Here is a 25,046-nt window from a genome sequence, read left to right as displayed (position 1 = left end):
CCCCGCCGCCCCGTTCCGAGGGATCTCCACACATGCCTCCTGCCGTGCGCTTCGGCGTCAACTACACCCCGAGCGAAGGGTGGTTCCACCACTGGCTCGACTTCGACCTCGACTCCGTGCGCGCCGACCTGGACTCCATCGCCGCGCTGGGCCTCGACCACATCCGGGTCTTCCCGCTGTGGCCGTACTTCCAGCCCAACCGCACCCTGATCCGGCCCCGCGCCGTCGAGCAGCTTCTCGCCCTCGCCGACGCGGCGGCCGAACGCGGCCTCGACGTCAACGTCGACGGTCTCCAGGGGCACTTGAGCAGCTTCGACTTCCTGCCCGCGTGGACCCGGACCTGGCACCGGCGCAACCTCTTCACCGACGCGGAAGTCGTCGACGGTCAGGCCGCCTACCTGCGCACCCTCGCCGCCGCCCTCGCGGACCGGCCCAACTTCATCGGGATGACGCTCGGCAACGAGGTCAACCAGTTCGCCGCCGAACCCCATCCCGACCCTGACCGGGTCACCGCCGAGGAGGCCGAACGGTGGCTCGTACGCCTGCTGTCCGCCTGCGCCGAGGGCGCCCCCGGCCGGCTCCATCTGCACGCCTCCTACGACGCCGCCTGGTACCAGGACGACCAGCCCTTCACGCCCGCCCACTCCGCCCGTCTCGGCGAGGTCACCGCCGTGCACTCCTGGGTGTTCGACGGCACCGCCCAGCGCCACGGCCGCACCTCCGTCCAGACCGAGCAGCACGCGGCCTACCTCGTCGAGTTGAGCAAGGCCTGGGCCGAGGACGCGCGCAGGCCCGTATGGCTCCAGGAAGTCGGCGCGCCCGCCCCGCTGGTCCCCGCCGAGCACGCGGCCGCGTTCGCCGAGGCGACCCTCACCGCCGTACTGGACTGCCCCGACCTGTGGGGCGTCACCTGGTGGTGCTCCCACGACGTGAGCCGCGGCCTTGCCGACTTCCCCGAACTCGAATACAGGCTCGGCCTGTTGACCAACGACCGCAAGCCCAAGGACATCGCACGCGTGCTCGCCGACGCCTCCCCGACCGGGCCGCCGGCCGCACGGGGCACAGCCCTCGTCGTGCCGTCCGACCCGGCCCGGCGCTCCGGGTGCGCGCCCGGCGGACCCGTCTTCGACGCCTGGTTCCGGCTCGCCGCCGACGGAGCCCGGCCCACGGCCGTCCTCGACACCCACGCCGACGACCGGGACCATCTGACGGCGCGCGGCATCACCGAAGTCGTCACTCCCGAACAGGTACTCCCCATCCCACGAGGACCCCAAGGAGGCACCAACTCGTGAACCCCTCCAGACGCACCGTGCTGGTCGCCGGCACCGCCGCGGCCCTGCTGCCCGCCCCGTCCGCCGCGGCGGCCCCGAAGACCAAGGAGGCGGCCACCCCGCCGTACGCCTCCTACTGGTACCCGGACTCGCTGCCCTCCGGCACCCCCGGCACCGGCATCACCTGGCGCAGCCTGAAGACCTGGAGCGCCGCCGACGACGCCGACCTCGCCTTCAACGCCGCCTCCGTGCCGCTCGCCCCCCGCTTCACCCCGGTCCCGGCCAACACCACGGCCCGCACCGGCCAGGCCCGCGTCCAGGCGCTGGTCTCCTTCGGTCCCACCTCGGCCAACCCCTCCCAGGGCTCGGCCACCGCCGACTACTACACGCCCACCCACTGGGCGTACCTGGACGAGCTGGTGTTCTGGGGCGGCTCGGCCGGCGAAGGCCTGATCCTGGCGCCCAACGCGCCGGTCGTGGACGCAGCGCACCGGCACGGCGTGCCCGTCCTCGGCACCATCTTCCTGCCGCCCACCGCCTACGGCGGCCAGCTGCGGTGGACCCGTGACCTGGTGCAGAAGGACTCCGCCGGGCACTACCCGCTCGCCGCGCGGCTCGTCGCCGTGGCCGCCGCGTACGGCTTCGACGGCTGGTTCGTCAACGCCGAGACCGGCGGCGGCAACACCGCGCTCGGCAGCGACATGCTCGGCTTCGTCCGGGAGCTGAAGACCCTCGCGGCGGCGAGGGGGCAGCGGGTCACCTGGTACGACGCGATGACGGTCAATGGCACGGTGAACTGGCAGGGCGCCCTAGACAGCCAGAACCAGGCGTTCTTCCAGGCCGCCGACGACATGTTCGTGGACTTCCGGTGGAGCGCGGGCACACTGGCCTCCTCCGGGCAGAAGGCCGTCGGGCTCGGTCGCGGCCGCTACGAGCTGTGGGCGGGCGTGGACGTCGAGTCGAACGGCTCCAGCACCTCGGTGAACTGGGACGCGATCGTGCCGACGGGCAAGTCCCACATCGCCTCGATCGGCTTCTACCGGCCCGAATGGACCCGCAACCACCTGCCCGCGGGGCGCACCCCGGGCGACTTCCACGCCGCCGACGACCGGTTCTGGACCGGGCGCTCGCTGGATCCGTCGCGGCCGGACGGCACCGACCCCTGGCGGGCGCCCGCGGTGTCGGTCGCGGACCGGTCGACGGTCTCGTCGGTGCCGTTCGCCAGCGTCTTCAACACCGGGCACGGCCTGCGCTGGTACGAGGACGGCCAGGTCACCTCGGACCTGCCGTGGAACCACCTGGGGCTCCAGGACCGGCTGCCGTCACGCCGCTGGACGGTGCGCACGGCCGGGGAGCGGCCGGCCGTCACCTTCGACTTCGCGGACGCGTGGCGGGGCGGCAGCAGCGTGCTCGTCGACGGTGAACTGGACGAACCGGCGGTCCTAGACCTGTACGTGACACAACTGCCGATCACTGTTGACACGGTTGTCGAACTCACCCATCGGACCGACGCCGGCCGTGTGAACGTCGAGCTCGCCGTCGCCACGGCCGAGCCGGGCGGCGCCGGTGCGACATCCCCGTACACGTACGTGCCCGTGAACGCGGTCGACACCTGGCAGACCTCGACCGTACGGCTCACCGGGCTGTCCGGCACCGTCCACGCGCTCGGCGTCCGGCTCACCGCGACCGACGGCCCCGTGCGCTGGCGGCTCGGCGGACTCACCGTCCGGGACGCGGTCACCACCCCCGCCGCGCCCACCGGCCCAAGGATCACCGCGGCCACCGGAGGCGACCTGCGCCTCGCCTGGGACGCGGCCCCGGGCGAGGTGCGCCACTACACCCTGCACCGTGTGCTGCCCGACGGCACCCGCCGCTTCCTCGGCGGCACCTGCCAGCGGGCGTACTTCGTCTCCGGGCTCCAGCCGGAGCAGGGCGAGCGGGCCGCACGGTTCGAGCTGCGTTCCGTAGGGGAGCTCTACACCTCGTCGGCACCCGTGGCCGTGACCCACCCCTGGCCGTGATCCACCCCTGGTAACCGTCCCCCCAGCCTTGGAGCACCCCGCATGCATGACGACCGCAGCCTGGTCGAAGCCCGCCTCAGGCGCGTCCTCGACGAGCGTGTCCGCCCCGCCGTGTACCCCGAGTCCGTGCCGCTCAAGGTCGCGGTGTGGCACGCGCCCGGCGAACCCGTACCCGTCGCCGAGGGCCTCGCGGCCGAGCCCGAGCCGATCGAGGTGGGCGCCCGGTGGGGTGCTCCGTGGGGCACCAGCTGGTTCCGGGTGACCGGGACCGTGCCCGAGGCCTGGGCGGGCAGGACCGTGGAGGCCCTGCTCGACCTCGGCTTCGACGAGAACATGCCCGGCTTCCAGTGCGAGGGCCTCGTCCACCGGCCCGACGGCACCCCCGTGAAGGGCCTCAACCCGCGCAACCAGTGGGTCCGTATCGGCGCGCCCGTCGAGGGCGGCGAGGAGGTGCGGCTGCACATCGAGGCCGCCTCCAATCCCGTCATCCTCGACTACCACCCGTTCCTGCCGACCCGGCTCGGCGACAAGGAGACCGCGGGCAGCGAACCCCAGTACACCCTCGCCCGCATGGACCTCGCCGTGTTCGACGAGACCGTGTGGCACCTGGTGACCGACCTGGAGGTGCTCGGCGAGCTGATGGCCGAGCTGCCCGAGGACTCCGCGCGGCGCTGGGAGATCCTGCGCGCGGTGGACCGGGCACTGGACGCGATCGACCTCCAGGACGTGGGCGCGACCGCGGGGGAGGCCCGGGCGCGGCTGGCGGACGTACTGGCCGCCCCCGCCGTCCCCTCCGCCCACCGCGTCAGCGCCGTCGGGCACGCGCACATCGACTCGGCGTGGCTGTGGCCGCTGCGCGAGACGGTCCGCAAGGTGGCCCGCACCACCGCCAACATGACCGCGCTGATCGATGACGAGCCGGACTTCGTCTTCGCCATGTCACAGGCCCAGCAGTGGGCCTGGGTGAAGGAGCACCGGCCCGAGGTGTGGGCGCGGGTGAAGAAGGCGGTGGCTGACGGGCGGTTCGTGCCGGCCGGCGGGATGTGGGTGGAGTCGGACACCAACATGCCCGGCTCTGAGGCGATGGCCCGGCAGTTCGTGCACGGGAAGCGGTTCTTCCTGGACGAGTTCGGCATCGAGAACCAGGAGGCCTGGCTGCCCGACACGTTCGGCTTCGCCGCGGGCCTGCCGCAGATCATCCGGGCGGCCGGCGCCAAGTGGCTGCTGACCCAGAAGATCTCCTGGTCCCGCACGAACAGGTTCCCGCACCACACCTTCCGGTGGGAGGGCATCGACGGCACCCGGATCTTCACCCACTTCCCGCCCGTCGACACCTACAACTGCTCCATGAAGGGCAGCGAACTCGCCCACGCCGCCCGCAACTTCCGCGACAAGGGCCGCGCCCGCCACTCGCTGGCGCCCACCGGCTGGGGCGACGGGGGCGGCGGCACCACCCGCGAGATGGTCGCCAAGGCGGCCCGCCTGCGCGACCTCGAAGGCTCGCCCACCGTCACCTGGGAGACCCCCGAGGCGTTCTTCGCCCGGGCCGAGGCCGAATACCCCGACCCGCCGGTCTGGGTCGGCGAGCTGTACCTCGAACTCCACCGGGCCACCCTCACCAGCCAGGCGAAGACCAAGCAGGGCAACCGGCGCAGCGAACACCTCCTGCGCGAGGCCGAACTGTGGGCGGCCACGGCCGCCGTCCGCACCGGATTCCCCTACCCGTACGGGGAGTTGGACCGCATCTGGAAGACGGTCCTGCTGCACCAGTTCCACGACATCCTGCCCGGCTCGTCCATCGCCTGGGTCCACCGCGAGGCCCGGGCCACCTACGAGCGGCTCGCCGGGGAACTGACCGGGATCATCGACGCGGCCCAGCGCGCCCTGGCCGGCGAGGGCACCACACCGCTCCTGTTCAACGCGTCGCCGCACACCGGCGCGGGCGTCCCGGCGGGCGGCGCCGCCACACCGGTGACGGAGGGCCGCACCGCCCTCACCCCCCGCGCCGGCGGCGGACACGTCCTGGACAACGGTCTGCTGCGGGTCGAGATCGACGGCCGCGGCCTTGTCGTCTCCGTGTACGACCCCGAGGCGGACCGCGAGACCGTCGCCCCTGGCCGCGCGGCCGGCCTCCTCCAGCTCCACCCCGACTTCCCGAACATGTGGGACGCCTGGGACGTGGACGAGTTCTACCGCAACACCGTCACCGACCTGACCGGCGCCGACGAGGTGACCCCGGGCGAGGACGGCGCGTCGGTGCGGGTCGTGCGGTCCTTCGGAGCCTCCCGCGTCACCCAGGTGCTGTCGCTGCCGCCGGGGGAGCGGCGGCTGGTCCTCGACACCGAGGTCGACTGGCACGAGACGGAGAAGTTCCTCAAGCTCGCCTTCCCCCTGGACGTGCACGCCGAACGGTACGCGTCGGAGACCCAGTTCGGGCACGTCCACCGCCCCACGCACACCAACACCAGCTGGGAGGCGGCCAAGTTCGAGGCCTGCAACCACCGCTTCGTCCACCTGGAGGAACCCGGCTGGGGTGTCGCGCTCGTCAACGACTCGACGTACGGCCACGACGTGACCCGTACGGTACGCACCGACGGCGACCGGGGTACGACCACCACCGTGCGCGCGTCCCTCCTGCGGGCCCCGCGTTTCCCGGACCCCGAGACGGACCAGGGCGTCCACCGTTTCCGGCACGCGCTGGTGCCGGGCGCGTCCATCGGTGAGGCGGTGCGCGAGGGATGGCGGATCAATCTGCCCGAGCGGCGGGTGACCGGCGCCGGGGAGGTGGCCCCGCTGGTGACGGTGGACCGGGACGCGGTGGTCGTCACGGCGGTGAAGCTGGCCGACGACGGCAGCGGGGACGTCGTGGTGCGCTTCCACGAGGCCCACGGCGGGCGCGCGCGGGCCACCCTGACCGCCGGGTTCGAGGTCGCCGGCGCGGCGGTGACGGACCTGCTGGAGCGCCCGCTGCCTCAGGCCGGCACGCCGGAGCGGGACGGCCCCCGGTTCACGGTGCGGCTGCGGCCGTTCGAGCTGGTGACCCTGCGGCTGCGGCGGACCTGAACGGGCCCGCTACTCACCCAGCTGCGCCCGCAGCCACTCCTCCACCTCGCCCACGTGCGCGGCCGCCGCGGCCCGCGCGGCCTCCGGGTCGCGGGCGGCCAGGGCGCGGTGGATGGCGGCGTGCTCGCGGCGGGTGCGGGCGAAGGCGCCCTCCTCCTGGTAGCCGCGCCAGACGCGGGCGCGGAAGGTGCGGGAGGACAGGCCCTCCAGGATGGCCGCCATGGTCTCGTTGCCCGCGGCGGCCGCGATCTCGCGGTGGAAGGCGAGGTCGTGGGCGAGGATCTCCTCCGGGTCGTCGGTGGCGTTCATCGCCGTCAGGTGCTTCTCGACCTCCGCCAGCTGGTCCGGCGTGATGCGGGCCGCCGCCAGGGCGGTCGCCGTGGACTCCAGGACCCGGCGCACCTCCAGCAGCTCCACCAGGCGCGGGCCCCGGGACAGGTCGGCGACCACCCCGAAGGTCTCCAGCAGGTCACCGGCCTGGAGCTGGGTGACGTAGATCCCGGAGCCGTGCCGGGCCTCCAGCACGCCGAGCACCGTCAGCGCGCGGATCGCCTCGCGCATCGAGCTGCGGGAGATGCCCAGCTGGGCCGCGAGATCGCGCTCGGTGGGCAGCCGCTGGCCCGGTTCGAGGCGGCCCTCGCCGATCATCACCTTGATCTGTTCGATGGCGCGCTGCGTCACCGTGCCCTTCTGCGGGGCCGTCCCGTCCACGCCATACCTCCACTCACCGGGGTGCGCCGCAGTCTAACCACCAGGTTGGTCGGACCACTACGGCCCAGAACCGGGAAAATCTGCCGACGAAGGGTGTTGTTTCGTGGAAGTGGTCTGATAAGTATGCGGTCGTCTGCTCGAAGTCGCTCAACGAGGAGCCGTCAGATGCCCGGCAGGAAAATGTGGAAGCGAAGCAGGACCCGGATCGTCGGCGCGGTGGCCACAGCCGTCGGCGCCGCGCTCGCGCTCGCCGCGTGCGGCAGCACCAAGGACACCGGCGCGGGAAGCGCCCAGGGCGGCGGCACCGGCAAGGTCGGGGTGATCCTGCCCCTGCTGACCTCGCCGTTCTGGCAGTCGTACAACGACTACGTACCGAAGATGGCCAAGTCCCAGAGCGTCGAGACGCTCAAGACGGTCAACTCCAACAGCGACCCCTCGCAGCAGATCACCGACATCAACAACGAGCTCAACCAGGGCGTCAAGGGCCTGGTCGTCGCCCCGCTGGACAGCGCCGCCATCGAGGCCGGCCTCGACCAGGCCGAACGCAAGGGCGTACCGGTCGTCGCCGTGGACGTCGCGCCCGACAAGGGCAAGGTCGCCATGGTCGTACGCGCCGACAACGTCGCCTACGGCGAGAAGGCCTGCGACTACCTCGGCGGACACGTCACCAGCGGCAAGGTCGTGCAGATCATGGGCGACCTCGCCTCCGTCAACGGCCGCGACCGCTCCGCGGCGTTCCGCTCCTGCGTGAAGAAGAAGTACCCGAAGCTGAAGGTCCTGGAGATCCCCGCCAAGTGGGAATCCGACACCGCCGCCTCGAAGCTCGACACGCTCCTCAACGCCAACCCCGACATCAAGGGCATCTACCTGCAGGCCGGCGGCGTCTACCTCGCCCCCACCCTCCAGACCCTGAAGTCCAAGAGCATGCTCAAGACGGCGGGCCGGCAGGGCCACATCGTCATCGTCTCCAACGACGGCATCCCGCAGGAGTTCGACGCCATCCGCAAGGGCCAGATAGACGCCACCGTCTCCCAGCCCGCCGACGCCTACGCCAAGTACGGCATGTACTACATCAAGGCGGCGATGGAGGGGAAGACGTTCAAGCCCGGCCCGACCGACCACGACTCCACCATCGTCAAGCTGCCCAGCGGCATCCTCGAGGACCAGCTGCCCGCGCCCCTGGTCACCAAGGACAACGTCGACGACCCCAAGCTCTGGGGCAACACGGTCAAATGAGCACCCCACCCGCAGAGGCGCTCGTGGAGGCGCGGGGCATCGTCAAGCGGTACGGCCCCACCACCGCCCTCGCCGACGGCCGGCTCACCGTACTGCCCGGCGAGTCCCACGCCCTGGTCGGCCGCAACGGCGCCGGCAAGTCCACCCTGGTCAACGTCCTCACCGGCCTCCAGGCACCGGACGAGGGCACGGTCCGCTTCGACGGCGAGCCCGCGCCGGCGCTCGCCGACCGGGACGCCTGGCGCCGCAGGGTCGCCTGCGTCTACCAGAAGCCCACGGTCGTACCGGAACTGACGGTCGCCGAGAACCTGTTCATCAACCGGCAGCCGCTCAAGGGCCGTCTCATCAGCTGGCGCAGGCTCAGGGCCGAGGCCGCGCAGCTCCTCGACACCTGGGACGTGCGCGTCGACCCGGAGGCCCGCACCGCCGACCTCAAGGTCGAGGACCGGCAAATGGTGGAGATCGCCCGGGCGTTGAGCTTCGGCGCCCGGTTCATCGTCCTCGACGAACCCACCGCCCAGCTCGACAACCGAGAGATCGAGCGGCTGTTCACCAGGATGCGCGCCCTCCAGGGATCCGGCGTCACCTTCCTGTTCATCTCGCACCACCTGCAAGAGGTGTACGAGGTCTGCCAGACCGTCACGGTGCTGCGCGACGCCCGCTGGATCGTCACCGCGCCCGTCGCCGAACTGCCCAGGGCGGCACTGGTGGAGGCGATGGCGGGGGAGTCGGTGGCCGACCACCGGCCCGCGCACGCCGCCGCCGCGGCCGCCGAGGGGCCCGTGGTGCTCGACGTGCGCGGGCTCGCCTCCGACGCGTACCAGGACATCGCCCTGAGCGTCCGCCGCGGCGAGGTCGTCGGGCTCGCCGGATCCAGCGGCAGCGGCAAGACCGAGCTCGCCGAGGCCATCGCCGGACTGCGCACGCCCACGGCCGGGACCGCGCGGCTGGAGGACCGGGACCTCCCCTTCGGCGACGTACGGGCCACGCTGGAGGCGGGCGTCGGCTGCGTGCCCCGCGACCGGCACGACCAGGGCCTGGTCCCCGGCATGACCATCGGCGACAACACCACCCTCGGCGTCCTGGACCGGCTCGGCCGGTTCGGCTTCGTCGCCCCCGACCGCAAACGCGGTTTCGCCACCGACCTCATCGAACGCCTCGACATCCACGCCGAGGGCCCCGACCAGCCGGTCTCCGACCTGTCCGGCGGCAACGCGCAGAAGGTCGTCATGGCCCGCGCCCTCGCCCGTGACCCCCGACTGCTCGTCCTGATCAACCCCACCGCCGGCGTCGACGTGAAGTCCAAGGAATCCCTGCTGGCCCGGGTGGACGCCGCCCGGGAGGACGGCACCGCCGTCCTCGTCGTCTCCGACGAACTCGACGACCTGCGCCGCTGCGACCGCGTCCTCGTCCTCTTCCACGGCCGTGTCGTCGCCGAACACCCGGCCGGCTGGCACGACCACGAGCTGATCGCCTCCATCGAAGGAGTGGACCATGGCTGAAACCAAGGCAGCTGTGCCGCTCGCCCCCCTCGGGGCCCCCGACCCGCGCGCCACCAAGGCCGTCCTGCTCCGCCGGGCCCGCGAACTCGCCCTCGTGCCAGCTCTGTTGCTGCTCATGGTGCTCGGCGCCGTGGTCAACGACTCGTTCCTCACCGAACGCAACCTGATCTCGATCCTCGGCGCGTCCGCCGCGCTGGCCATGGTCGTGCTCGCGGAGTCCCTCGTCCTCATCACCGGCAAGTTCGACCTGTCCCTGGAATCCGTGGTCGGCATCGCGCCCGCCGTCGGGGCCCTCCTCGTGCTGCCGTCCGCGCAGTCCGGCTGGGGCACCGAACTCCCCGCCCCGCTCGCCCTGCTGGCGGTGCTCGTGGTGGGCGCGGCCGTCGGCGCCTTCAACGGCGTCCTCGTGGTCAAGTTCAAGCTCAACGCGTTCATCGTGACGCTGGCGATGCTGATCGTGCTGCGCGGCCTGCTGGTCGGCGCGACCAAGGGCAAGACGCTCTTCGGCATGCCGGACAGCTTCTACTCCCTGGCCACCAGCACCTTCCTCACCGTCCCGATGTCGGTGTGGCTGGCCGCCGCGGCCTTCGCGGTCGCCGGGTTCCTGCTGAAGTACCACCGCGTCGGCCGCGCGCTGTACGCCATCGGCGGCAACCAGGAGGCGGCCCGGGCGGCCGGCATCCGCGTGGAGCGGGTGATGCTCGGCGTGTTCGTGGTCGCCGGGGTCCTCGCCTCCGTCGGCGGGATCATGCAGACCGGGTACGTCGGCGCGATCAGCGCCAACCAGGGCAACAACATGATCTTCACCGTGTTCGCCGCCGCCGTGATCGGCGGCATCAGCCTGGACGGCGGCAAGGGCACCATGTTCGGCGCGCTGACCGGCGTACTCCTCCTCGGCGTCGTGCAGAACCTGCTGACCCTCGCCCAGGTGCCGTCCTTCTGGATCCAGGCCATCTACGGCGGGATCATCCTCGTCGCCCTCATGATCGCCCGCGTGACGACGGGCCGGGCCCAGGACTAGGCCCTGTCGTTTGGATCAGGCCGGTCTTGGGTCACGGTGCCTTGCAGCCGACCCGAGCGGGGTCTGGTGCGTGCAGCTGCAAGGCGGAGGAGGGCGCCAACGCGGAGCGTTGGCAACCGACGACAACGCCGCAGATGTGCGTGCCAGACCCCGCGACGCCGGGATGATCCAAACGACAGGGCCTAGCCCCGGCGTCCACCCAACCCCTGACGGAAAGGCCTGCTGTGTCCCCGACCCCCGCCCGTGTCACCGCGGTCGACACCTACGACATCCGCTTCCCCACCTCGCGCGAGCTGGACGGCTCCGACGCGATGAACCCCGATCCCGACTACTCGGCGGCCTACGTGGTGCTGCGCACCGACGCGGCCGACGGGCACGAGGGACACGGGTTCACCTTCACCATCGGGCGGGGCAACGATGTCCAGGTCGCCGCGATCGACGCGCTGCGGGACCACGTGCTCGGCCGCCCGGTGGCGGAGATGTGCGCCGACCCCGGATCGCTCTTCCGGGACCTGATCGGCGACAGCCAGCTGCGCTGGCTCGGCCCCGAGAAGGGTGTGATGCACATGGCGATCGGCGCCGTGGTCAACGCCGTCTGGGACCTCGCCGCCAAACGCGCCGCAAAACCGCTGTGGCAACTGCTCGCCGACGCCGAACCCGAGTGGCTCGTCGGGCAGATCGACTTCCGGTACCTCACCGACGCCCTCACCCCCGAGGAGGCCCTGGACCTCCTGCGCCGGGGCCGGGAGGGCGCCGCCGGGCGCCGGGCCCGCCTCCTGGAGCGCGGCTACCCCGGCTACACCACCTCCGCCGGCTGGCTCGGCTACGACGACGACAAACTCACCCGGCTCGCCGCCCAGGCCGTCGCCGACGGCTTCACCCAGATCAAGCTGAAGGTCGGCGCCGACCTCGACGACGACGTACGCCGCTGCCGGGTCGCCCGCTCCGTCGTCGGACCCGGCGTCCGCCTGGCCATCGACGCCAACCAGCGCTGGGACGTCGAGGAGGCCATCCGCTGGACCAAGGCCCTCGCCGAATTCGACCCGTACTGGATCGAGGAGCCCACCAGCCCCGACGACGTCCTCGGCCACGCCGCCATCCGCGCCGCCGTGGCCCCGGTCAAGGTCGCCACCGGCGAACACGTCCAGAACCGGATCGTCTTCAAACAACTGCTCCAGGCCGGCGCCCTCGACATCGTGCAGATCGACGCGGCCCGGGTCGCCGGAGTCAACGAGAACCTGGCGATCCTGCTGCTCGCGGCCAAGTTCGGCGTCCCCGTCTGCCCGCACGCGGGCGGCGTGGGCCTGTGCGAACTCGTCCAGCACCTGTCGATGTTCGACTACCTGGCCCTCTCCGGCACCACCGAGGACCGGGTCATCGAGTACGTCGACCATCTGCACGAACACTTCCTCGCCCCGGTGGTGATCCGCGAGGGCCACTACACGGCACCCACCGCGCCGGGCTTCTCCGCCGCCCTGCGGCCCGAGTCCATCGCGCGGTACACGTTCCCCGGCGGCACCTTCTGGGCCACCGACCCCGAGACGCGGAAAGGAAAGGCCGCATGAGCGACTTCGAGGGCCTGAAGGCCCTGGTGACGGGCGGCGCCTCCGGCATCGGCCGGGCCACCGCCGAACTCCTCACCGAGCGCGGCGCCCGGGTGGCGGTGCTCGACCTCGACCCCTCCTCCGTCGACAAGCCCCTGCTGGCCTTCCGCGCCGACGTCACCGACGACGCCTCCGTACGCGCCGCCGTGGACCGGGCGGCCGAGAACCTCGGCGGACTGGACGTCCTGGTCAACAACGCGGGCATCGGCGCCCAGGGCACCGTCGAGGACAACGACGACGAGGAGTGGCGCCGCGTCTTCGACGTCAACGTCCTCGGCATGGTCCGCACCGCCCGCGCCGCCCTCCCGTACCTGCGCCGCTCCCGGCACGCCGCGATCGTCAACACCTGCTCCATCGCGGCCACCGCCGGCCTGCCGCAACGCGCCCTGTACAGCGCAACCAAGGGCGCCGTGCAGTCGCTCACCCTCGCCATGGCCGCCGACCACGTCCGCGAGGGCATCCGCGTGAACTGCGTCAACCCCGGCACGGCGGACACCCCGTGGATCGGCCGGCTGCTCGACGCGGCCCCCGACCCGGCCGCCGAACGCGCCGCCCTTCAGGCCCGCCAGCCCACCGGCCGCCTGGTCTCGGCCGCCGAGGTCGCGGGCGCCATCGCCTACCTCGCGAGCCCCCTGTCCGGCGCCACCACCGGCACCGCCCTCGCCGTCGACGGCGGCATGCAGGGCCTGCGCCTGAGGCCGGTGGGCCAGTGAGGACGCTCGGCCGCAGCGGGGTCCGGGTCAGCCCGCTGGGCTTCGGCGCCGCCGTGATCGGCAACCTGTACACCGAGATCGTCGACACCCAGGCGTACGAGGCGGTCGGCACGGCCTGGCAGCGGGGCATCCGCTACTTCGACACCGCCCCGCACTACGGCCTCGGCCTGTCCGAACGCCGCCTCGGCGCGGCCCTGCGGGACTTCCCCCGCGCCGAGTACACGGTCTCCACGAAGGTGGGCCGCCGCCTGGAGCCCTCGGACGCGGGCGGCGACGACCTCGCGCACGGCTTCGCCGTACCCGCCACCCACCGCCGCGTCTGGGACTTCAGCGCGGACGGCGTACGGCGCTCCCTCGAGGCGAGCCTGGAACGCCTCGGCCTGGACCGCGTGGACGTCGTCTACCTCCACGACCCCGACGACCACGCCGAGCAGGCCTTCCGCGAGGGCTACCCGGCCCTGGAGAAGCTCCGTGCCGAGGGCGTGGTCGGCGCGATCGGCGCCGGCATGAACCAGGCCGGGATGCTCACCCGGTTCGTCCGCGAGACGGACGTAGACGTGGTGCTGTGCGCGGGCCGGTACACCCTCCTCGACCAGAGCGCGGCGGCCGAGCTGCTGCCCGCCGCCGCCGAACGCGGCGTGTCGGTGGTCGTCGGCGGCGCCTTCAACTCCGGCCTGCTGGCGGACCCCAGGCCCACCGCGACGTACGACTACACCCGGGCGCCGGCCGAGCTGCTGGAGCGTGCCCTGCGCATGAACGAGGCCGCCACCCGGCACGGCACCACCCTGCGGGCCGCCGCCCTCGCCTTCTGCGCCGCGCACCCGGCCGTGGCGAGCGTCCTCGTCGGTGCCCGCTCGGCGCACGAGGCCGGCGACTGCGCCGAGCAGTTCGCCGCCCGCGTCCCGGCCGCCTTCTGGCAGGAGCTGCGGGACACCGGTCTGCTGCCCACGCAGGAGCCGTCATGAGAGTCGCCCTGCACACCAGGGTCCGCGCCGACCGCGTCACCGAGTACGAGGCCGCCCACCGGGAGGTCCCGGCCGAACTCACCGACGCGATCCGCGCCGCCGGCGCCACCTCCTGGACGATCTGGCGCAGCGGCACCGACCTCTTCCACGTCCTGGAGTGCGAGGACTACCCGCGCCTGCTCGCCGAACTGGAGAAGCTGCCGGTCAACGTCGCCTGGCAGGCCCGGATGGCCGAGCTGCTGGACGTCGTGCACGACTACTCGGGGGCGGGCGCGGACGCCGGCCTGCCCGTCGTCTGGGAGCTGCCATGACGGTGGACGCCCACCACCACGTGTGGGACCTGTCGGTCCGCGACCAGGGGTGGATCACCGGCCCGGCCCTGAGGCCGCTGCGCCGTGACTTCCGCGTGCCGGACCTCGAACCCCTGGCCCGCGCGGCCGGCGTCGACCGCACCGTCCTGGTGCAGACGGTCACCGTGCCGGAGGAGACCCCGGAGTTCCTCGCCCTGGCCGAGGAGCACGGCCTGATCGCCGGCGTCGTCGGCTGGACCGACCTCACCCGTCCCGACGTGGCCGAGGAACTGGCCCGCCTGCGCGAACTGCCCGGCGGCCGGTACCTGAAGGGCATCCGCCACCAGGTCCAGTCCGAGGCCGACCCAAGGTGGCTGCTGCGCCCGGACGTGCGCCGCGGCCTGGCCGCGGTCGCCGGGGCGGGCCTCGTCTACGACCTGATCGTCCTGCCGCACCAGCTCCCCGCCTGCGTCGAGGCGGCCGCGTCGCTGCCCGGTCTCACCTTCGTACTGGACCACCTGGGCAAGCCGCCCATCGCCTCCGGCGCCCGCGAGCCCTGGGCGTCCGCCCTCCGGTCGCTCGCCGCGCTCCCCAACACCGTCGCCAAACTCTCCGGCCTGCTCACCGAGGCCGACCCCGCCGCCCGGACCGCCGCGGACCTGCGCCCCTACACGGACGTGGCCCTGAGCGCCTTCGGCCCCCACCGGCTGATGTCCGGCTCGGACTGGCCCGTGTGCACCCTGGCGGCGACCTACGAGGAGGCGCTCGCCGTGGTGGGGGAGGTGACGGCCGGCCTGAGCGCGTCCGAACGCTCCGCGGTCCTCGACACCACCGCCACCCGGGTCTACGACCTCTGAGCCATCCCCGCCAGCCGCGTCGGCGGCAGGTACTCCCGGACGAAGGTCCGCTCCCAGCACGTGCCCGTCTCCCGCAGCTCCCGCCAGGTGGTGTAGCGGTAGCGGAAGAGACGGGCGCGGACGTGACGCGGGGGCTCACCGGGCGGGAAGGGGGAGCGGCGCAGCAGCCGGAGGGTGTCGGGGTCGTTCTCCAGCAGGCGCTCCACCAGACCGCCGAACCACGCCCCCGCGTACCCGGGCGACAGCGCGGCGAACCACATCAGCCAGTCGAGGCGCAGATGGTAGGGCGCGAACTGGCGCGGCCAGCGCCCGGGATCTCCCGGCTTGCCCTTGAACTCGTACTCCCGCCAGCCCGAGTCCTCCCGCGGTACGGCGTCGAGCGTGCCCTCCACCACCACCTCGTACCGGATCCGGCTGACGCTGCCGAACGCGCCGTAGGTGTTCACCAGGTGCAGCGGGTCGAAGGAACGGTTCATCACCTGGGCGCGCGAGACCATGTTCACCACCGGGTGGTAGCTGAGGAACACCAGCAGCGCGGCGACGGCCAGGACCACGATCTCGTACCACAGGGGCGCCGCGGGCACGGACGGCGGACGTGTGGGGAACCGGACCGCCGACAGGGCCACCACGATGGTGATCCAGTTCAGCCACGCGAAGTTGCCGGACAGCACCAGCCACAGCTGGGTGACGATCATCAGGGCGGCGGCGGCCGTCGCCACGGGCTGCGGGGCGAACAGCAGCACCGGCACGACCAGTTGGGTGAAGTGGTTGGCGGCCGTCTCCACCCGGTGCACGGGCCTGGGCAGATGGTGGAAGAACCAGCTCAGCGGGCCCGGCATCGGCTGGGTCTCGTGGTGGTAGTCCAGACAGGTCAGCTTCCGCCAGCAGGCGTCCCCGCGCATCTTGATCAGGCCCGCGCCGAACTCCACCCGGAACAGCACCCAGCGCAGCAGGAAGAGCACCACGACCGGCGGGGCGACCTCGTCGTTGCCGAGGAGGACGGCGAGGAAGCCGACCTCCAGCAGCAGCGACTCCCAGCCGAACGCGTACCAGGTCTGGCCCACGTTGACGATGGACAGGTACAGCGCCCACGGGACCAGCCACAGCAGCATGCCGCCCCACAGCGGCAGCCGGGAGTCGAGGCCGGCGAGCAGCGCCGCCGAGACGGCACAGCCCGTCCAGGCGCAGGCCGCGAAGAGGCGGTCCGAGTAGCGCAGATGGAACAGGCTCGGGGCGCGCCGGAACGGCACCCGCTCGACGAACCGGGGGATCGGCAGCATGCCCCGCTCGCCCAGCAGGGCCCGGAACTGAAGGGCCGCGCCGAGGAACGCGACGAGGTACAGGGCGGCCAGCGCCCGCTGGAAGACCAGCCGGCTCAACCAGTACTCGGGTGCGGTGAACCAGTTCACGGCCGTGCGCTCCTCCCTCCACGGTGGACGCCCCGGATGCCCGTCACTCCGTGTACCGCACGCCGGCGGTTGCGTAACCCGGCCGGTCCCGGGCCGTCGTCCCACTCGAAGAATCGCCCGAATCCTGGCAAGGTGGCTCCATGGCTCACCGGGGCGCGAGCGCCCTGTCACTCCCGGACGACTGGACCGCCCATCCGGATCCGATCCTGGCGCTCAACCACATGGGCACCTTCGACTGGGACCTGGACACCGGTCTGTTCCACATGGACGCCCAGGCGCACGAGGTCTTCGACATCCTCCCCGAGGAGTACGACGGCCGCCCGGAGACCCTCGCCAGCCGGGTGCCCCCGCCGGAGGCCGGCCAACTGGACGCCGTGGTGGCCCGGGCCATCAAGGACGGCAGCGAGAACTACGGCGCGTACTTCCGGCTGCGCTGCCGCGACGGCAGCCGGCGCTGGACGCACACCCAGGGTTACATCCGGCGCGACGAGACGGGCCGTCCGCGCCGGGTCATCGGCATCGTCCGGGACGCCACCCAGGAGCTGGCGGAGAGCGAGGCCCGCAGCCTGCGCGCCGCCCAGGACGCGGCGGTGCGGCGGCAGACCGGCGTCGTACAGGTGATCACCGCGGCCCTCTCGCACGCCCGCAGCGTCCAGGACGTCATCGACGTCCTCAAGGACACCCACGGCGTCCGCCACCTCGGCGCGACCAGCCTGGTCATGGGCCTGGTGGAGGCCGGCCGGATCCGGATGGTCGCCGAGGGGCCGGAGACGGGCATCGTGCCCGGCACCAGCATCACCCGGATCGACGAGCCCTACCCGATGAGCGAGGTCGTGCGGACCCTCGCCCCGCGCTTCATCGAGTCCCCGGAGGAGTTCGCCGAGGGCTACCCGATCCTGTGGCCGCACATCACCGACTTGAGGATCACCTCCGCCGCCTATCTGCCGCTGATCGCGCAGGCCCGCCCGATCGGCGCGATGGGCCTGCTCTACGGCGACCGGCGCGGCTTCTCCGACGAGGAGCGCACCGTCCTGGTCGCCCTCGGCAGCAGCATCGCGCAGAGCCTCCAGCGGGCCATGCTGTACGAGGAGGAGAAGGACCTCGCCCAGGGCCTCCAGCAGGCGATGCTGCCCCGCACGATCCCCAGCGTGGCCGGGGCGGACGTGGCGGTCCGCTACCGCTCGGCATCGCTCGGCCGGGACATCGGCGGCGACTGGTACGACCTGATCCCGCTGCCCGGCGGCCGGGTCGGCGCGGTCATCGGCGACGTCCAGGGCCACGACACGCACGCGGCCGCCGTCATGGGCCAGCTGCGCATCGTGCTGCGCGCGTACGCCGCCGAGGGGCACACCCCGGCCACCGTGATGGCCCGCGCCTCCGGGTTCCTGCACGAACTCGACACCGACCGGTTCGCCACCTGCCTGTACGCGGAGGCCGACCTCGCCACCGGCGTGGTCCAGATGGTCCGCGCCGGCCACATCGACCCGCTGATCCGGCACACCGACGGGTCCTGCCGCCGGATATCCGTCGAGGGCGGCCTGCCGCTGGGACTGTCCGCCGAGTTCGGCCGCCTGGAGTACCCGGTGTCCACCGTCGAGCTCGACCCCGGCCAGACCCTGCTGCTGTGCACCGACGGACTCGTCGAACAGCCCGGCGCCGACCTCGACGACGGGCTGCGCACCCTGACCGCGCTCATCGAGTCGGGCCCCGACGACGTACGCGACCTCGCCGACCGGCTGATCGACGTGGCCGAGGAACGCGGCGGCGACGACGACGTGGCCCTGCTCCTGCTGCGCCGCCGCGGCCGGGACCTGCCGCGCACCGGCGGCCGGCTCCAGCAGCACGTGGCCCCCGGCGACCCCGAGGCCCTCAGACTCGCCCGGCACATGATCCGCGCCGCGGTCCGCGCCTGGGGCATCGGCGAACGCGCCGACGAGATCGAGCTGGTCGCCGACGAACTGATCACCAACGCCCTGATGCACACCGAGGGCTCCGCGATCGTCACCCTGCGGGTCCTCAGCGGCATCGACCACCGGCTGCGCGTCGAGGTCGAGGACTCCTCCAGCGCCCTGCCCCGCCGCCGCGACGCGGGCGAGTCCCAAGTCTCCGGCCGAGGCCTGCTCCTGGTCGACCAGCTCGCCGACGCCTGGGGCGTGGAGGCCAGGGGCGGCGGCAAGTGCGTGTGGTGCGAGTTCACGGTCCCGGACCAGGCCTGACCGCGCGGGCCGCGGTAGATGTACGCCCACACGCCGGCCGGGTGGCCGACGTGCGGGGTGCGGGTGGGGCGGTACCCGCGGTGCGGGTGCACGGTGCCGGGCCAGGTCTCACCGCATGGGTCCGGGACGGCGCCCGGGCGCTCGGGCGCTCGCAGGAGGTGTCTGGGGTGGGAGTTCGCGGTGCCGGAGCTGACCTGACCGAACCGGTCCCGGATGGCACTCTGGACGTATGCCGGAACTGCCAGAGGTGGAGGCGCTGAAGGACTTCCTGGCCGAGCACCTGGTCGGCCACGAGGTGGTGCGGGTGCTGCCCGTGGCGATCAGCGTCCTGAAGACGTACGAGCCGCCGCTCACCGCCCTGGAGGGCCGCGAGGTCACGTCCGTGCGGCGGCACGGCAAGTTCCTCGACATCGCGACGGACGGCGGCCCCCGCCTGGTCACCCACCTGGCCCGCGCCGGCTGGCTCCAGTGGAAGGAACGACTCCCCGACGGCCCGCCCCGCCCGGGAAAGGGCCCCCTCGCCCTGCGCGTGGCCCTGGAGACCGGTGAGGGCTTCGACCTCACCGAGGCCGGCACGCAGAAGCGCCTCGCGGTGTACGTCGTGCACGATCCACGGGAGGTCCCGGGCATCGCCCGCCTCGGCCCGGACCCGCTCGCCGGCGACTTCGACGCCGACCGGCTCGCCGCCCTGCTGAAGGACGAACGCAGACAGCTGAAGGGCGCCCTGCGCGACCAGAGCCTCATCGCGGGCGTGGGCAACGCCTACAGCGACGAGATCCTGCACGCGGCGCGCATGTCCCCGTTCAAGCTGGCCGCCTCCCTCACCCCGGACGAGGTGCGCACCCTGCACACGGCCCTGCGCACCACCCTCACCGAGGCGGTCGAACGCTCCCGCGGTCTGGCCGCCGGCCGGCTGAAGGCGGAGAAGAAGAGCGGCCTGCGGGTGCACGGCCGCACCGGCGAGCCCTGCCCGGTCTGCGGCGACACCATCCGCGAGGTCTCCTTCAGCGACTCCTCGCTCCAGTACTGCCCCACCTGCCAGACGGGCGGCAAGCCACTCGCGGACCGCAGGATGTCACGGCTGCTGAAGTAGCCGCCCGCCCGCACAGCGGCTACCCGGCGTCCAGCGTCAGCAGCTTCTGGCCCTCCGCGGTGCGCACCTCGTACGTGGCGACATCGGCCATGTGCATCGAGGAGCCGCCCTCGACGGTGGCCATGCCGGCGCCGTGGCCGGCCTGGGCCCAGCTGGTGATGACCTGCTCCGAGCCGTCGCGGCCGACGGCGACGAGCCGGCAGGAGCGGGAGCCGACGCCGTCCTTGACCTTCAGCTGCACGTCGCTGCCGTGCTCGTCGTCCTTGACGGTGACCTGGGCCCACACACCCGAGTGCGCGTCGGTCGCCGCCATGACCTGCGCGGTGGCGCCGCCGGTGCCGCTCCCGTGGGTCGCGTACATGGCGATCGAGGGACCGGCCACCGCGAACACCACCGAGGCGGCCAGGCCGTACAGGAAGCGCCGGCGGCCGGCCCGCCGCCGGGTGGACACCGCGGCCAGCAGGCCGTCCAGCATCCGGGGCCCGGGCTGTGCCATGGGGTGCACGAAGCGCGGGGTCGCCCGCCGGTACAGCAGCAACTGCCGGGCCGCGGGCCCGAATTCGGTCACGTGTGCCGCGCACTGGGGGCACTCCATGAGGTGGTCCTCGAAGCGGAAAGCCTCCGCCTCGTCGAGCACGCCGAGCGCGTAAGCGCCGACGTCGCGATGCCGTTCCAGGGACCTCATGCCGAATCCTCATGCCGATGGGTGCGGGTGGGGTTACTCCTTGCTCCCACCCGTACGCACCGGACAGAGGAATCACTCAAGGCGCGTACAGAATCGTAACCAACGGATTCGTAACGGCCGGGCACGCGGATTGGTCCGTCTTCGAAAAAAGTTCAGAAGGCACTTCAGAAGAGGTGGATGGCCAGGTGGCCGAGCGGCAGTCCGAGCCGCCACGCGGGCGTCCAGACCTTCGGTCCGTCCTCCTCGCCGACCACCGGTCCGCCGCCCGGCACGGCGTCCAGATCGGGCGCGAGCAGCTCGGTCTCCTCCAGCCACCGCCAGGCGTCCGCGGCCAGCGCCAGGTCCGGCGACGGGGTGTCCGTCGGCTCGGCGGCGAGCTCCGCCATGCGCTCGCGCACCCAGTCCTGCCACGGCTGGTCGTACGCCGTCAGCGACAGCCAGGTCTCCAGCTGGGAGACGACCCGGATGCCGGAGAGCTCGCCGTCGGTGTCGGACAGGAAGACGGTCAGCGCCAGCGCGTCCCGGCCGGCCCGGAACTCGAAGGACGTCGGCGGCATCAGGTCCCCGGTCCGCAGCAGCTCGTCGGCGATGTACTCGGCGTACAGCCAAGCCATGGGGACGGTCAGTTCACCGCCGTCGGCACCGGGCGTGCCTTCTTGGCCTCTGTGCAGCATCCCTTCCTGCCTTCCTCCGGTACGTGCGGTACGTGCGCGCGTCGCCCGAACCCCCAGTCCGGAACACGGATGAAGACAGCTGATTGCTCAACCGGGGTCCTCAGCAAGGCGCTTTACGAAGCCTTTGCCCTGAAGAGGTTTCATCGCAGGTCGGCCGCGTAACCCGGAAGCACCCGGCGCAGGGCGCGCAGCGCGTAATACGCGCGGGACTTCACGGTACCGGGCGGAATCCCGAGGGTTTCCGCGGCCTCCGCAACACTCGCCCCTTGGAAGTACACGAGCACCAGGACTTCACGGTGCTCCGGAGTGAGTGTCTTCACAGCCTCGCGCACGTCGAGCATCGCGGCCGCCCGCTCGGCGTGGTCGCCGATCACCCGGGCGTTCTCCAGCACCGCGTCGCCGACCTCGGGCGGCCGTGCCTGCCGGGCCCGGCGGGCGTCGATGGCGAGCCGCCGGCCCACGGTCAGCAGCCAGGGCCGTACGGAGTCGAAGTCGTCGGCGCGCAGCGCCTCGGGATGCTGCCAGGCGCGTACGAGGGTCTCCTGCGCGAGGTCCTCGGCGCGCTGCCGGTCCCCGTCGCACAGCCGCAGCAGCAGCGCGAAGAGCGGTCGGCCGTGCTCGCGCTGGAGCGCGGCGAGCTCGTGCTCGGCGGTCGTCGTCCCGGTGGGCAGGGTGGTTCCGGCCGTCATGGCCGTATGGCACCGCAGGGTCCGGCCCGGCGACAGGGGGCGCACGGGGATCTGCGACGGACGGTCGATCGCGTCGACGAACGGTTCGGTGAACGGTCCGCTCCGCTGCCGCGGTGACACCGGACGGGTCAATGAGGGCGCCTGAGCCGTTTGCGACGCCATCCAGCTTCGTACCTATTTATCTGTTTTATCGGTTTTATCTTTAAATGCGATAACCGTGGGGTGAACTGATGATCGCACTCAGACGGCAGGTGGCCCTGGCCCTGACCGCGCTCCTCGCAGGGGGCGCCGCCTGCCAGGCCCAGATGCGGGACGAGCCGAGGCCGCCGGGCCCCTCGGCACGGCCGGGAAGGCCCGCGCCGCCCGCGCTCGCGCCCGGCTTCACCCTGGTCGCCTCGGGAGCCGTCCTGCCGGACGGTGCCGCCGTGGACCGGGCCCGCTTCGACGCCCGCGGCACCGGCCACGACTTCCGCCCGATGCTGGCCGGCTCCCAAGGTGCCGTCTACACGGCCGACCTGGCCCTGTGTCACCTGGAGACCGTCCGGGGGGCGCGGCCCGGCACCGGCGGGCGTCCGGCCTTCGAGTCCCCGCCGGAGCTGGCCGAGGCGCTCGTCGCCACCGGTTACGACAGCTGCTCCACCGCCTCCGACCACGCCACCGACAGCGGCCCGGCCGCCATCCGGCGCACCCTGGACGCCATGGACAGGGCGGCCCTGCGCCACACCGGGACCGCGCGCACCGAGGCCGAGGCGCACACCCCGACGATCCTGCGCGCGGGCCCGGCGAAGGTCGCGCAGCTCGCGTACACGGACGCCACCGACGCCCTCCGGATGCCCCCGGGGCAGCCCTGGGCCGTCGACCTGATCGACGAGAACCGGGTCCTCGCCGACGCCCGCGCCGCCCGGCAGGCCGGCGCCGACGTGGTCGTCGTCTCCCTGCACTGGGGCACCGAGGGGCAGGCTGCCCCCGACCGGCGCCAGCTCGCCCTCGCCGAGCGGCTCACCGCCGCGCGTACGGGCGGCCGCCCCGACATCGACCTCGTCCTCGGCACCGGCGCCCACGTCCCGCAGGCCTACGAGAAGGTCAACGGCACCTGGGTGGCCTACGGCCTGGGCGACCAGATCACCGGCACCCCGCCGGACGACCGGAACGTCCGCAACCGGGGCGGCAACGAGTCCACCCTCGGCCGCTTCACCTTCACCCCGCCGACCCGTCCCGGCGGCCGCTGGGAGGTCACCCGCGCCGAGTTCGTCCCGCAGATGTACGACCTCGACGCCGGCCGGGTGGTCGACCTCGGCCAGGCGATCGCCGGCGGCGCCGACCTGACCGGTGTGCGCGACGAGATCCGCGGCACGGTGCTCGCCCGCGGCGCGGCGAGGGACGGCCTGCTGATGGGCCGGTGACACCGCGAGCGCCCGCCCTGACCGTCAGCCGGCCCGACCCTCCGCCGGCCTAACCCTCCGTCGGCGCGCTTCTCGCCAGCGCCGACCGCCGGTACGAATAACCGAAGTAGATCACGCAGCCCACCACGAACCACACGGCGAACCGCACCCACGTCTGCCACTGGAGGAACGTGATCAGCCAGATCGAGAAGACGACCCCCAGCGCCGGCACGAACGGCATCCACGGTGTGCGGAAGCCGCGCGGCAGGTCCGGCTGCCGGTAGCGCAGCACGATGACCGCGGTGCACACCACCACGAACGCCAGCAGGATGCCGATGTTGGTCAGCTCCGCCGCCTCCGCGATCGGGACGAACCCGGCGATCAGGGCCGACGCCGCGCCGACGATCCACGTGACCCGTGTCGGCACGTGCCGCGTCGGGTGCGTCTTGGCGAACCACTGGGGCAGCAGCCCGTCGCGGGACATGGAGAACCAGACCCGGGTGACACCCAGCATGAAGGTGAACATCACCGTGAGGATGCCGATGATCGCGCCCACCGCGATCACGTCCGCGAGCCCGTTCAGCCCCACCGCCTTGAACGCCGAGGAGAAGCCGCTCTCCGGGTCGATGTCCTTGTAGTTCTGCATGCCGGTCAGCACCAGGCAGGCCGCCACGTACAGGACCATCGAGATCGCCAGCGAGTAGATGATCGCCTTCGGCATGTGCCGCTGGGCGTCCTGTGACTCCTCGGCCGCCGTCGACATCGCGTCGTAGCCGAAGACCGCGAAGAACACGGTCGCCGCGCCGGTGAACGCCCCGCTGATCCCGAACGGGAAGAACGGGTGGTAGTTCGCGGAGTCGATGTGGAACACGCCCACGCCGATCACCACCAGCACCACCAGCACCTTCACCGCCACCACGAACGTCTCGAAGCGGGCCGCGCTGCGGATGCCCTGAGTCAGCAGCCAGGCGATGAGCAGGCAGAGGATCGCGGCGAACAGGTCGACCCGGTGCCCGTTACCGGTTCCCGGCGCCCCCAGCATCCAGGCGGGCAGGTGCGCGCCCAACTCCTCGACCAGGAACCCGAAGTACCCGGAGATGCCGATCGCGACCACCGCCACGATCGCGGTGTACTCCAGCAGCAGGTCCCAGCCGATGAACCAGCCCGCGAACTCGCCGAGGACGGCGTAACCGTAGGTGTAGGCGGAGCCGGCCTTCGGGATCAGCCCCGCGAACTCGGCGTACGACAGGGCGGCGCAGGCGCTGGCGAGACCGGCGATGAGGAAGGAGACCAGCACCGCGGGCCCCGCCGTGCCGTTGGCCACCGTGCCGGCCAGGGTGAAGATGCCGGCCCCGATGATGCCGCCCACGCCGATCGCGGTGAGCTGCCACAGACCGAGCGATCTGTCGAGGCGGGGACCCTCGCCGAGCTCGGTCTCCTCGATGTGTTCGATGGGTTTGCGGCGGAGAATGCCTTCACCCGCGCGGAGCCTGGCCATGCGCCTCACCTCTTCGCCCACCGTAACGGCTGACGGCGGATCATGATGGCTCAGTGGCGCGCCGGAGTGAACCCCCCGCGCACGGACGCCCGAGTTCGCGGCGGGCGGGCGGAGGCACCGTACAACCCACGGTTGTGAAAGATCGC

20 protein-coding genes are annotated in these 25,046 nt (G+C 72.4%); 14 read left to right on the top strand and 6 right to left on the bottom strand.

The genetic code is table 11. The features are described from left to right. The first annotated feature begins 32 nt into the window (after positions 1–32). The 3 genes from ACFY01_RS02240 to ACFY01_RS02230 are packed head-to-tail and all read left to right on the top strand — an operon-like array spanning position 33 to position 6,355. Complete coding sequence (locus tag ACFY01_RS02240; protein ID WP_390733717.1) at positions 33–1,292, top strand: glycosyl hydrolase; 1,260 nt, start codon at positions 33–35, stop codon at positions 1,290–1,292. Beyond that, a complete protein-coding gene (locus ACFY01_RS02235) occupies positions 1,289–3,292 on the top strand; it encodes an endo-beta-N-acetylglucosaminidase (RefSeq protein ID WP_390733716.1) in 2,004 nt (667 codons plus the stop codon). The genes ACFY01_RS02240 and ACFY01_RS02235 overlap by 4 nt, the downstream gene beginning before the upstream one ends. Before the next feature lie 42 nt (positions 3,293–3,334). Further along, entirely contained in the window at positions 3,335–6,355 is a 3,021-nt protein-coding gene (locus ACFY01_RS02230; protein ID WP_390733715.1) for an alpha-mannosidase, read from the top strand. A gap of 9 nt (positions 6,356–6,364) precedes the next feature. Here ACFY01_RS02230 and ACFY01_RS02225 read toward each other — a convergent pair whose 3' ends face one another. Continuing rightward, positions 6,365–7,066 carry a FadR/GntR family transcriptional regulator gene (locus ACFY01_RS02225; protein ID WP_390733714.1) on the bottom strand — a complete coding sequence of 234 codons (702 nt, stop codon included), beginning with the start codon at positions 7,064–7,066 and terminating at the stop codon, positions 6,365–6,367. A gap of 165 nt (positions 7,067–7,231) precedes the next feature. Here ACFY01_RS02225 and ACFY01_RS02220 point away from each other — a divergent pair, with 165 nt between their 5' ends. The 8 genes from ACFY01_RS02220 (at position 7,232) to ACFY01_RS02185 (ending at position 15,254) form a co-directional block, all read left to right on the top strand. Further along, entirely contained in the window at positions 7,232–8,302 is a 1,071-nt protein-coding gene (locus ACFY01_RS02220; protein WP_390733713.1) for a sugar ABC transporter substrate-binding protein, read from the top strand. Continuing rightward, positions 8,299–9,804, top strand: a complete 1,506-nt coding sequence (locus tag ACFY01_RS02215) for a sugar ABC transporter ATP-binding protein (RefSeq protein ID WP_390733712.1) — start codon at positions 8,299–8,301, stop codon at positions 9,802–9,804. Before ACFY01_RS02220 ends, ACFY01_RS02215 begins: the two co-directional genes overlap by 4 nt. Further along, positions 9,797–10,825 carry an ABC transporter permease gene (locus tag ACFY01_RS02210; protein WP_390733711.1) on the top strand — a complete coding sequence of 343 codons (1,029 nt, stop codon included), beginning with the start codon at positions 9,797–9,799 and terminating at the stop codon, positions 10,823–10,825. Before ACFY01_RS02215 ends, ACFY01_RS02210 begins: the two co-directional genes overlap by 8 nt. Positions 10,826–11,049: 224 nt before the next feature. Beyond that, the gene (locus tag ACFY01_RS02205) at positions 11,050–12,390 is read left to right on the top strand and encodes an L-fuconate dehydratase (protein WP_390733710.1); all 1,341 of its coding nucleotides are present in this window, start codon (positions 11,050–11,052) and stop codon (positions 12,388–12,390) included. Next, positions 12,387–13,142, top strand: a complete 756-nt coding sequence (locus ACFY01_RS02200) for an SDR family NAD(P)-dependent oxidoreductase (RefSeq protein WP_390733709.1) — start codon at positions 12,387–12,389, stop codon at positions 13,140–13,142. The genes ACFY01_RS02205 and ACFY01_RS02200 overlap by 4 nt, the downstream gene beginning before the upstream one ends. Further along, on the top strand, positions 13,139–14,107 hold the full coding sequence (locus ACFY01_RS02195) for an aldo/keto reductase (protein ID WP_390733708.1): 969 nt from the start codon (positions 13,139–13,141) through the stop codon (positions 14,105–14,107). Before ACFY01_RS02200 ends, ACFY01_RS02195 begins: the two co-directional genes overlap by 4 nt. After that, a complete protein-coding gene (locus ACFY01_RS02190; RefSeq protein WP_390733707.1) occupies positions 14,104–14,418 on the top strand; it encodes an L-rhamnose mutarotase in 315 nt (104 codons plus the stop codon). Before ACFY01_RS02195 ends, ACFY01_RS02190 begins: the two co-directional genes overlap by 4 nt. After that, positions 14,415–15,254 carry an amidohydrolase family protein gene (locus ACFY01_RS02185; RefSeq protein ID WP_390733706.1) on the top strand — a complete coding sequence of 280 codons (840 nt, stop codon included), beginning with the start codon at positions 14,415–14,417 and terminating at the stop codon, positions 15,252–15,254. Before ACFY01_RS02190 ends, ACFY01_RS02185 begins: the two co-directional genes overlap by 4 nt. Here the strand turns inward: ACFY01_RS02185 and ACFY01_RS02180 are convergent. Then, on the bottom strand, positions 15,242–16,663 hold the full coding sequence (locus ACFY01_RS02180; protein WP_390733705.1) for a lipase maturation factor family protein: 1,422 nt from the start codon (positions 16,661–16,663) through the stop codon (positions 15,242–15,244). The genes ACFY01_RS02185 and ACFY01_RS02180 overlap by 13 nt on opposite strands. Before the next feature lie 140 nt (positions 16,664–16,803). Here ACFY01_RS02180 and ACFY01_RS02175 point away from each other — a divergent pair, with 140 nt between their 5' ends. Together ACFY01_RS02175 and ACFY01_RS02170 are read left to right on the top strand one after the other, a co-directional pair. Continuing rightward, complete coding sequence (locus tag ACFY01_RS02175) at positions 16,804–18,879, top strand: SpoIIE family protein phosphatase (protein WP_390733704.1); 2,076 nt, start codon at positions 16,804–16,806, stop codon at positions 18,877–18,879. A gap of 229 nt (positions 18,880–19,108) precedes the next feature. Further along, positions 19,109–19,972 carry an Fpg/Nei family DNA glycosylase gene (locus ACFY01_RS02170; RefSeq protein ID WP_390733703.1) on the top strand — a complete coding sequence of 288 codons (864 nt, stop codon included), beginning with the start codon at positions 19,109–19,111 and terminating at the stop codon, positions 19,970–19,972. Positions 19,973–19,991: 19 nt separating this feature from the next. Here ACFY01_RS02170 and ACFY01_RS02165 read toward each other — a convergent pair whose 3' ends face one another. From ACFY01_RS02165 to ACFY01_RS02155, 3 genes are all read right to left on the bottom strand, one after another. Next, positions 19,992–20,657: a zf-HC2 domain-containing protein gene (locus tag ACFY01_RS02165; RefSeq protein WP_390733702.1), complete on the bottom strand. Its 666-nt coding sequence runs from the start codon at positions 20,655–20,657 to the stop codon at positions 19,992–19,994. Between the two features lie 164 nt (positions 20,658–20,821). Then, positions 20,822–21,331: a hypothetical protein gene (locus ACFY01_RS02160; protein WP_390733701.1), complete on the bottom strand. Its 510-nt coding sequence runs from the start codon at positions 21,329–21,331 to the stop codon at positions 20,822–20,824. A 140-nt stretch (positions 21,332–21,471) separates the two neighbouring features. Continuing rightward, entirely contained in the window at positions 21,472–22,020 is a 549-nt protein-coding gene (locus tag ACFY01_RS02155; protein ID WP_390733700.1) for a sigma-70 family RNA polymerase sigma factor, read from the bottom strand. Between the two features lie 230 nt (positions 22,021–22,250). Between ACFY01_RS02155 and ACFY01_RS02150 the strand changes: the two genes are divergently transcribed. Further along, entirely contained in the window at positions 22,251–23,423 is a 1,173-nt protein-coding gene (locus ACFY01_RS02150; protein ID WP_390733699.1) for a CapA family protein, read from the top strand. A gap of 49 nt (positions 23,424–23,472) precedes the next feature. On the opposite strand, the gene ACFY01_RS02145 is transcribed toward ACFY01_RS02150, so the two are convergent. Further along, entirely contained in the window at positions 23,473–24,900 is a 1,428-nt protein-coding gene (locus ACFY01_RS02145; RefSeq protein ID WP_390733698.1) for an amino acid permease, read from the bottom strand. Positions 24,901–25,046 lie beyond the last annotated feature (146 nt).

Origin of the sequence: Streptomyces sp. NPDC001480 (genome assembly GCF_042894725.1) — a bacterium.
Lineage (GTDB): Bacteria > Actinomycetota > Actinomycetes > Streptomycetales > Streptomycetaceae > Streptomyces.
The sequence above is the reverse complement of the archived record's forward strand: the minus strand, read 5'-3'. Positions and strand labels throughout refer to the sequence as shown.

Bases quoted from the DNA above. Each gene is read 5' to 3' on its own strand.
- ACFY01_RS02240 (WP_390733717.1), top strand. From the start codon at position 33: ATGCCTCCTGCCGTGCGCTTCGGCGTCAACTACACCCCGAGCGAAGGG.
- ACFY01_RS02230 (WP_390733715.1), top strand. From the start codon at position 3,335: ATGCATGACGACCGCAGCCTGGTCGAAGCCCGCCTCAGGCGCGTCCTC.
- ACFY01_RS02220 (WP_390733713.1), top strand. From the start codon at position 7,232: ATGCCCGGCAGGAAAATGTGGAAGCGAAGCAGGACCCGGATCGTCGGC.
- ACFY01_RS02215 (WP_390733712.1), top strand. From the start codon at position 8,299: ATGAGCACCCCACCCGCAGAGGCGCTCGTGGAGGCGCGGGGCATCGTC.
- ACFY01_RS02210 (WP_390733711.1), top strand. From the start codon at position 9,797: ATGGCTGAAACCAAGGCAGCTGTGCCGCTCGCCCCCCTCGGGGCCCCC.
- ACFY01_RS02200 (WP_390733709.1), top strand. From the start codon at position 12,387: ATGAGCGACTTCGAGGGCCTGAAGGCCCTGGTGACGGGCGGCGCCTCC.
- ACFY01_RS02190 (WP_390733707.1), top strand. From the start codon at position 14,104: ATGAGAGTCGCCCTGCACACCAGGGTCCGCGCCGACCGCGTCACCGAG.
- ACFY01_RS02185 (WP_390733706.1), top strand. From the start codon at position 14,415: ATGACGGTGGACGCCCACCACCACGTGTGGGACCTGTCGGTCCGCGAC.
- ACFY01_RS02175 (WP_390733704.1), top strand. From the start codon at position 16,804: ATGGCTCACCGGGGCGCGAGCGCCCTGTCACTCCCGGACGACTGGACC.
- ACFY01_RS02170 (WP_390733703.1), top strand. From the start codon at position 19,109: ATGCCGGAACTGCCAGAGGTGGAGGCGCTGAAGGACTTCCTGGCCGAG.
- ACFY01_RS02165 (WP_390733702.1), bottom strand. From the start codon at position 20,657: ATGAGGTCCCTGGAACGGCATCGCGACGTCGGCGCTTACGCGCTCGGC.
- ACFY01_RS02160 (WP_390733701.1), bottom strand. From the start codon at position 21,331: ATGCTGCACAGAGGCCAAGAAGGCACGCCCGGTGCCGACGGCGGTGAA.
- ACFY01_RS02155 (WP_390733700.1), bottom strand. From the start codon at position 22,020: ATGACGGCCGGAACCACCCTGCCCACCGGGACGACGACCGCCGAGCAC.
- ACFY01_RS02150 (WP_390733699.1), top strand. From the start codon at position 22,251: ATGATCGCACTCAGACGGCAGGTGGCCCTGGCCCTGACCGCGCTCCTC.
- ACFY01_RS02145 (WP_390733698.1), bottom strand. From the start codon at position 24,900: ATGGCCAGGCTCCGCGCGGGTGAAGGCATTCTCCGCCGCAAACCCATC.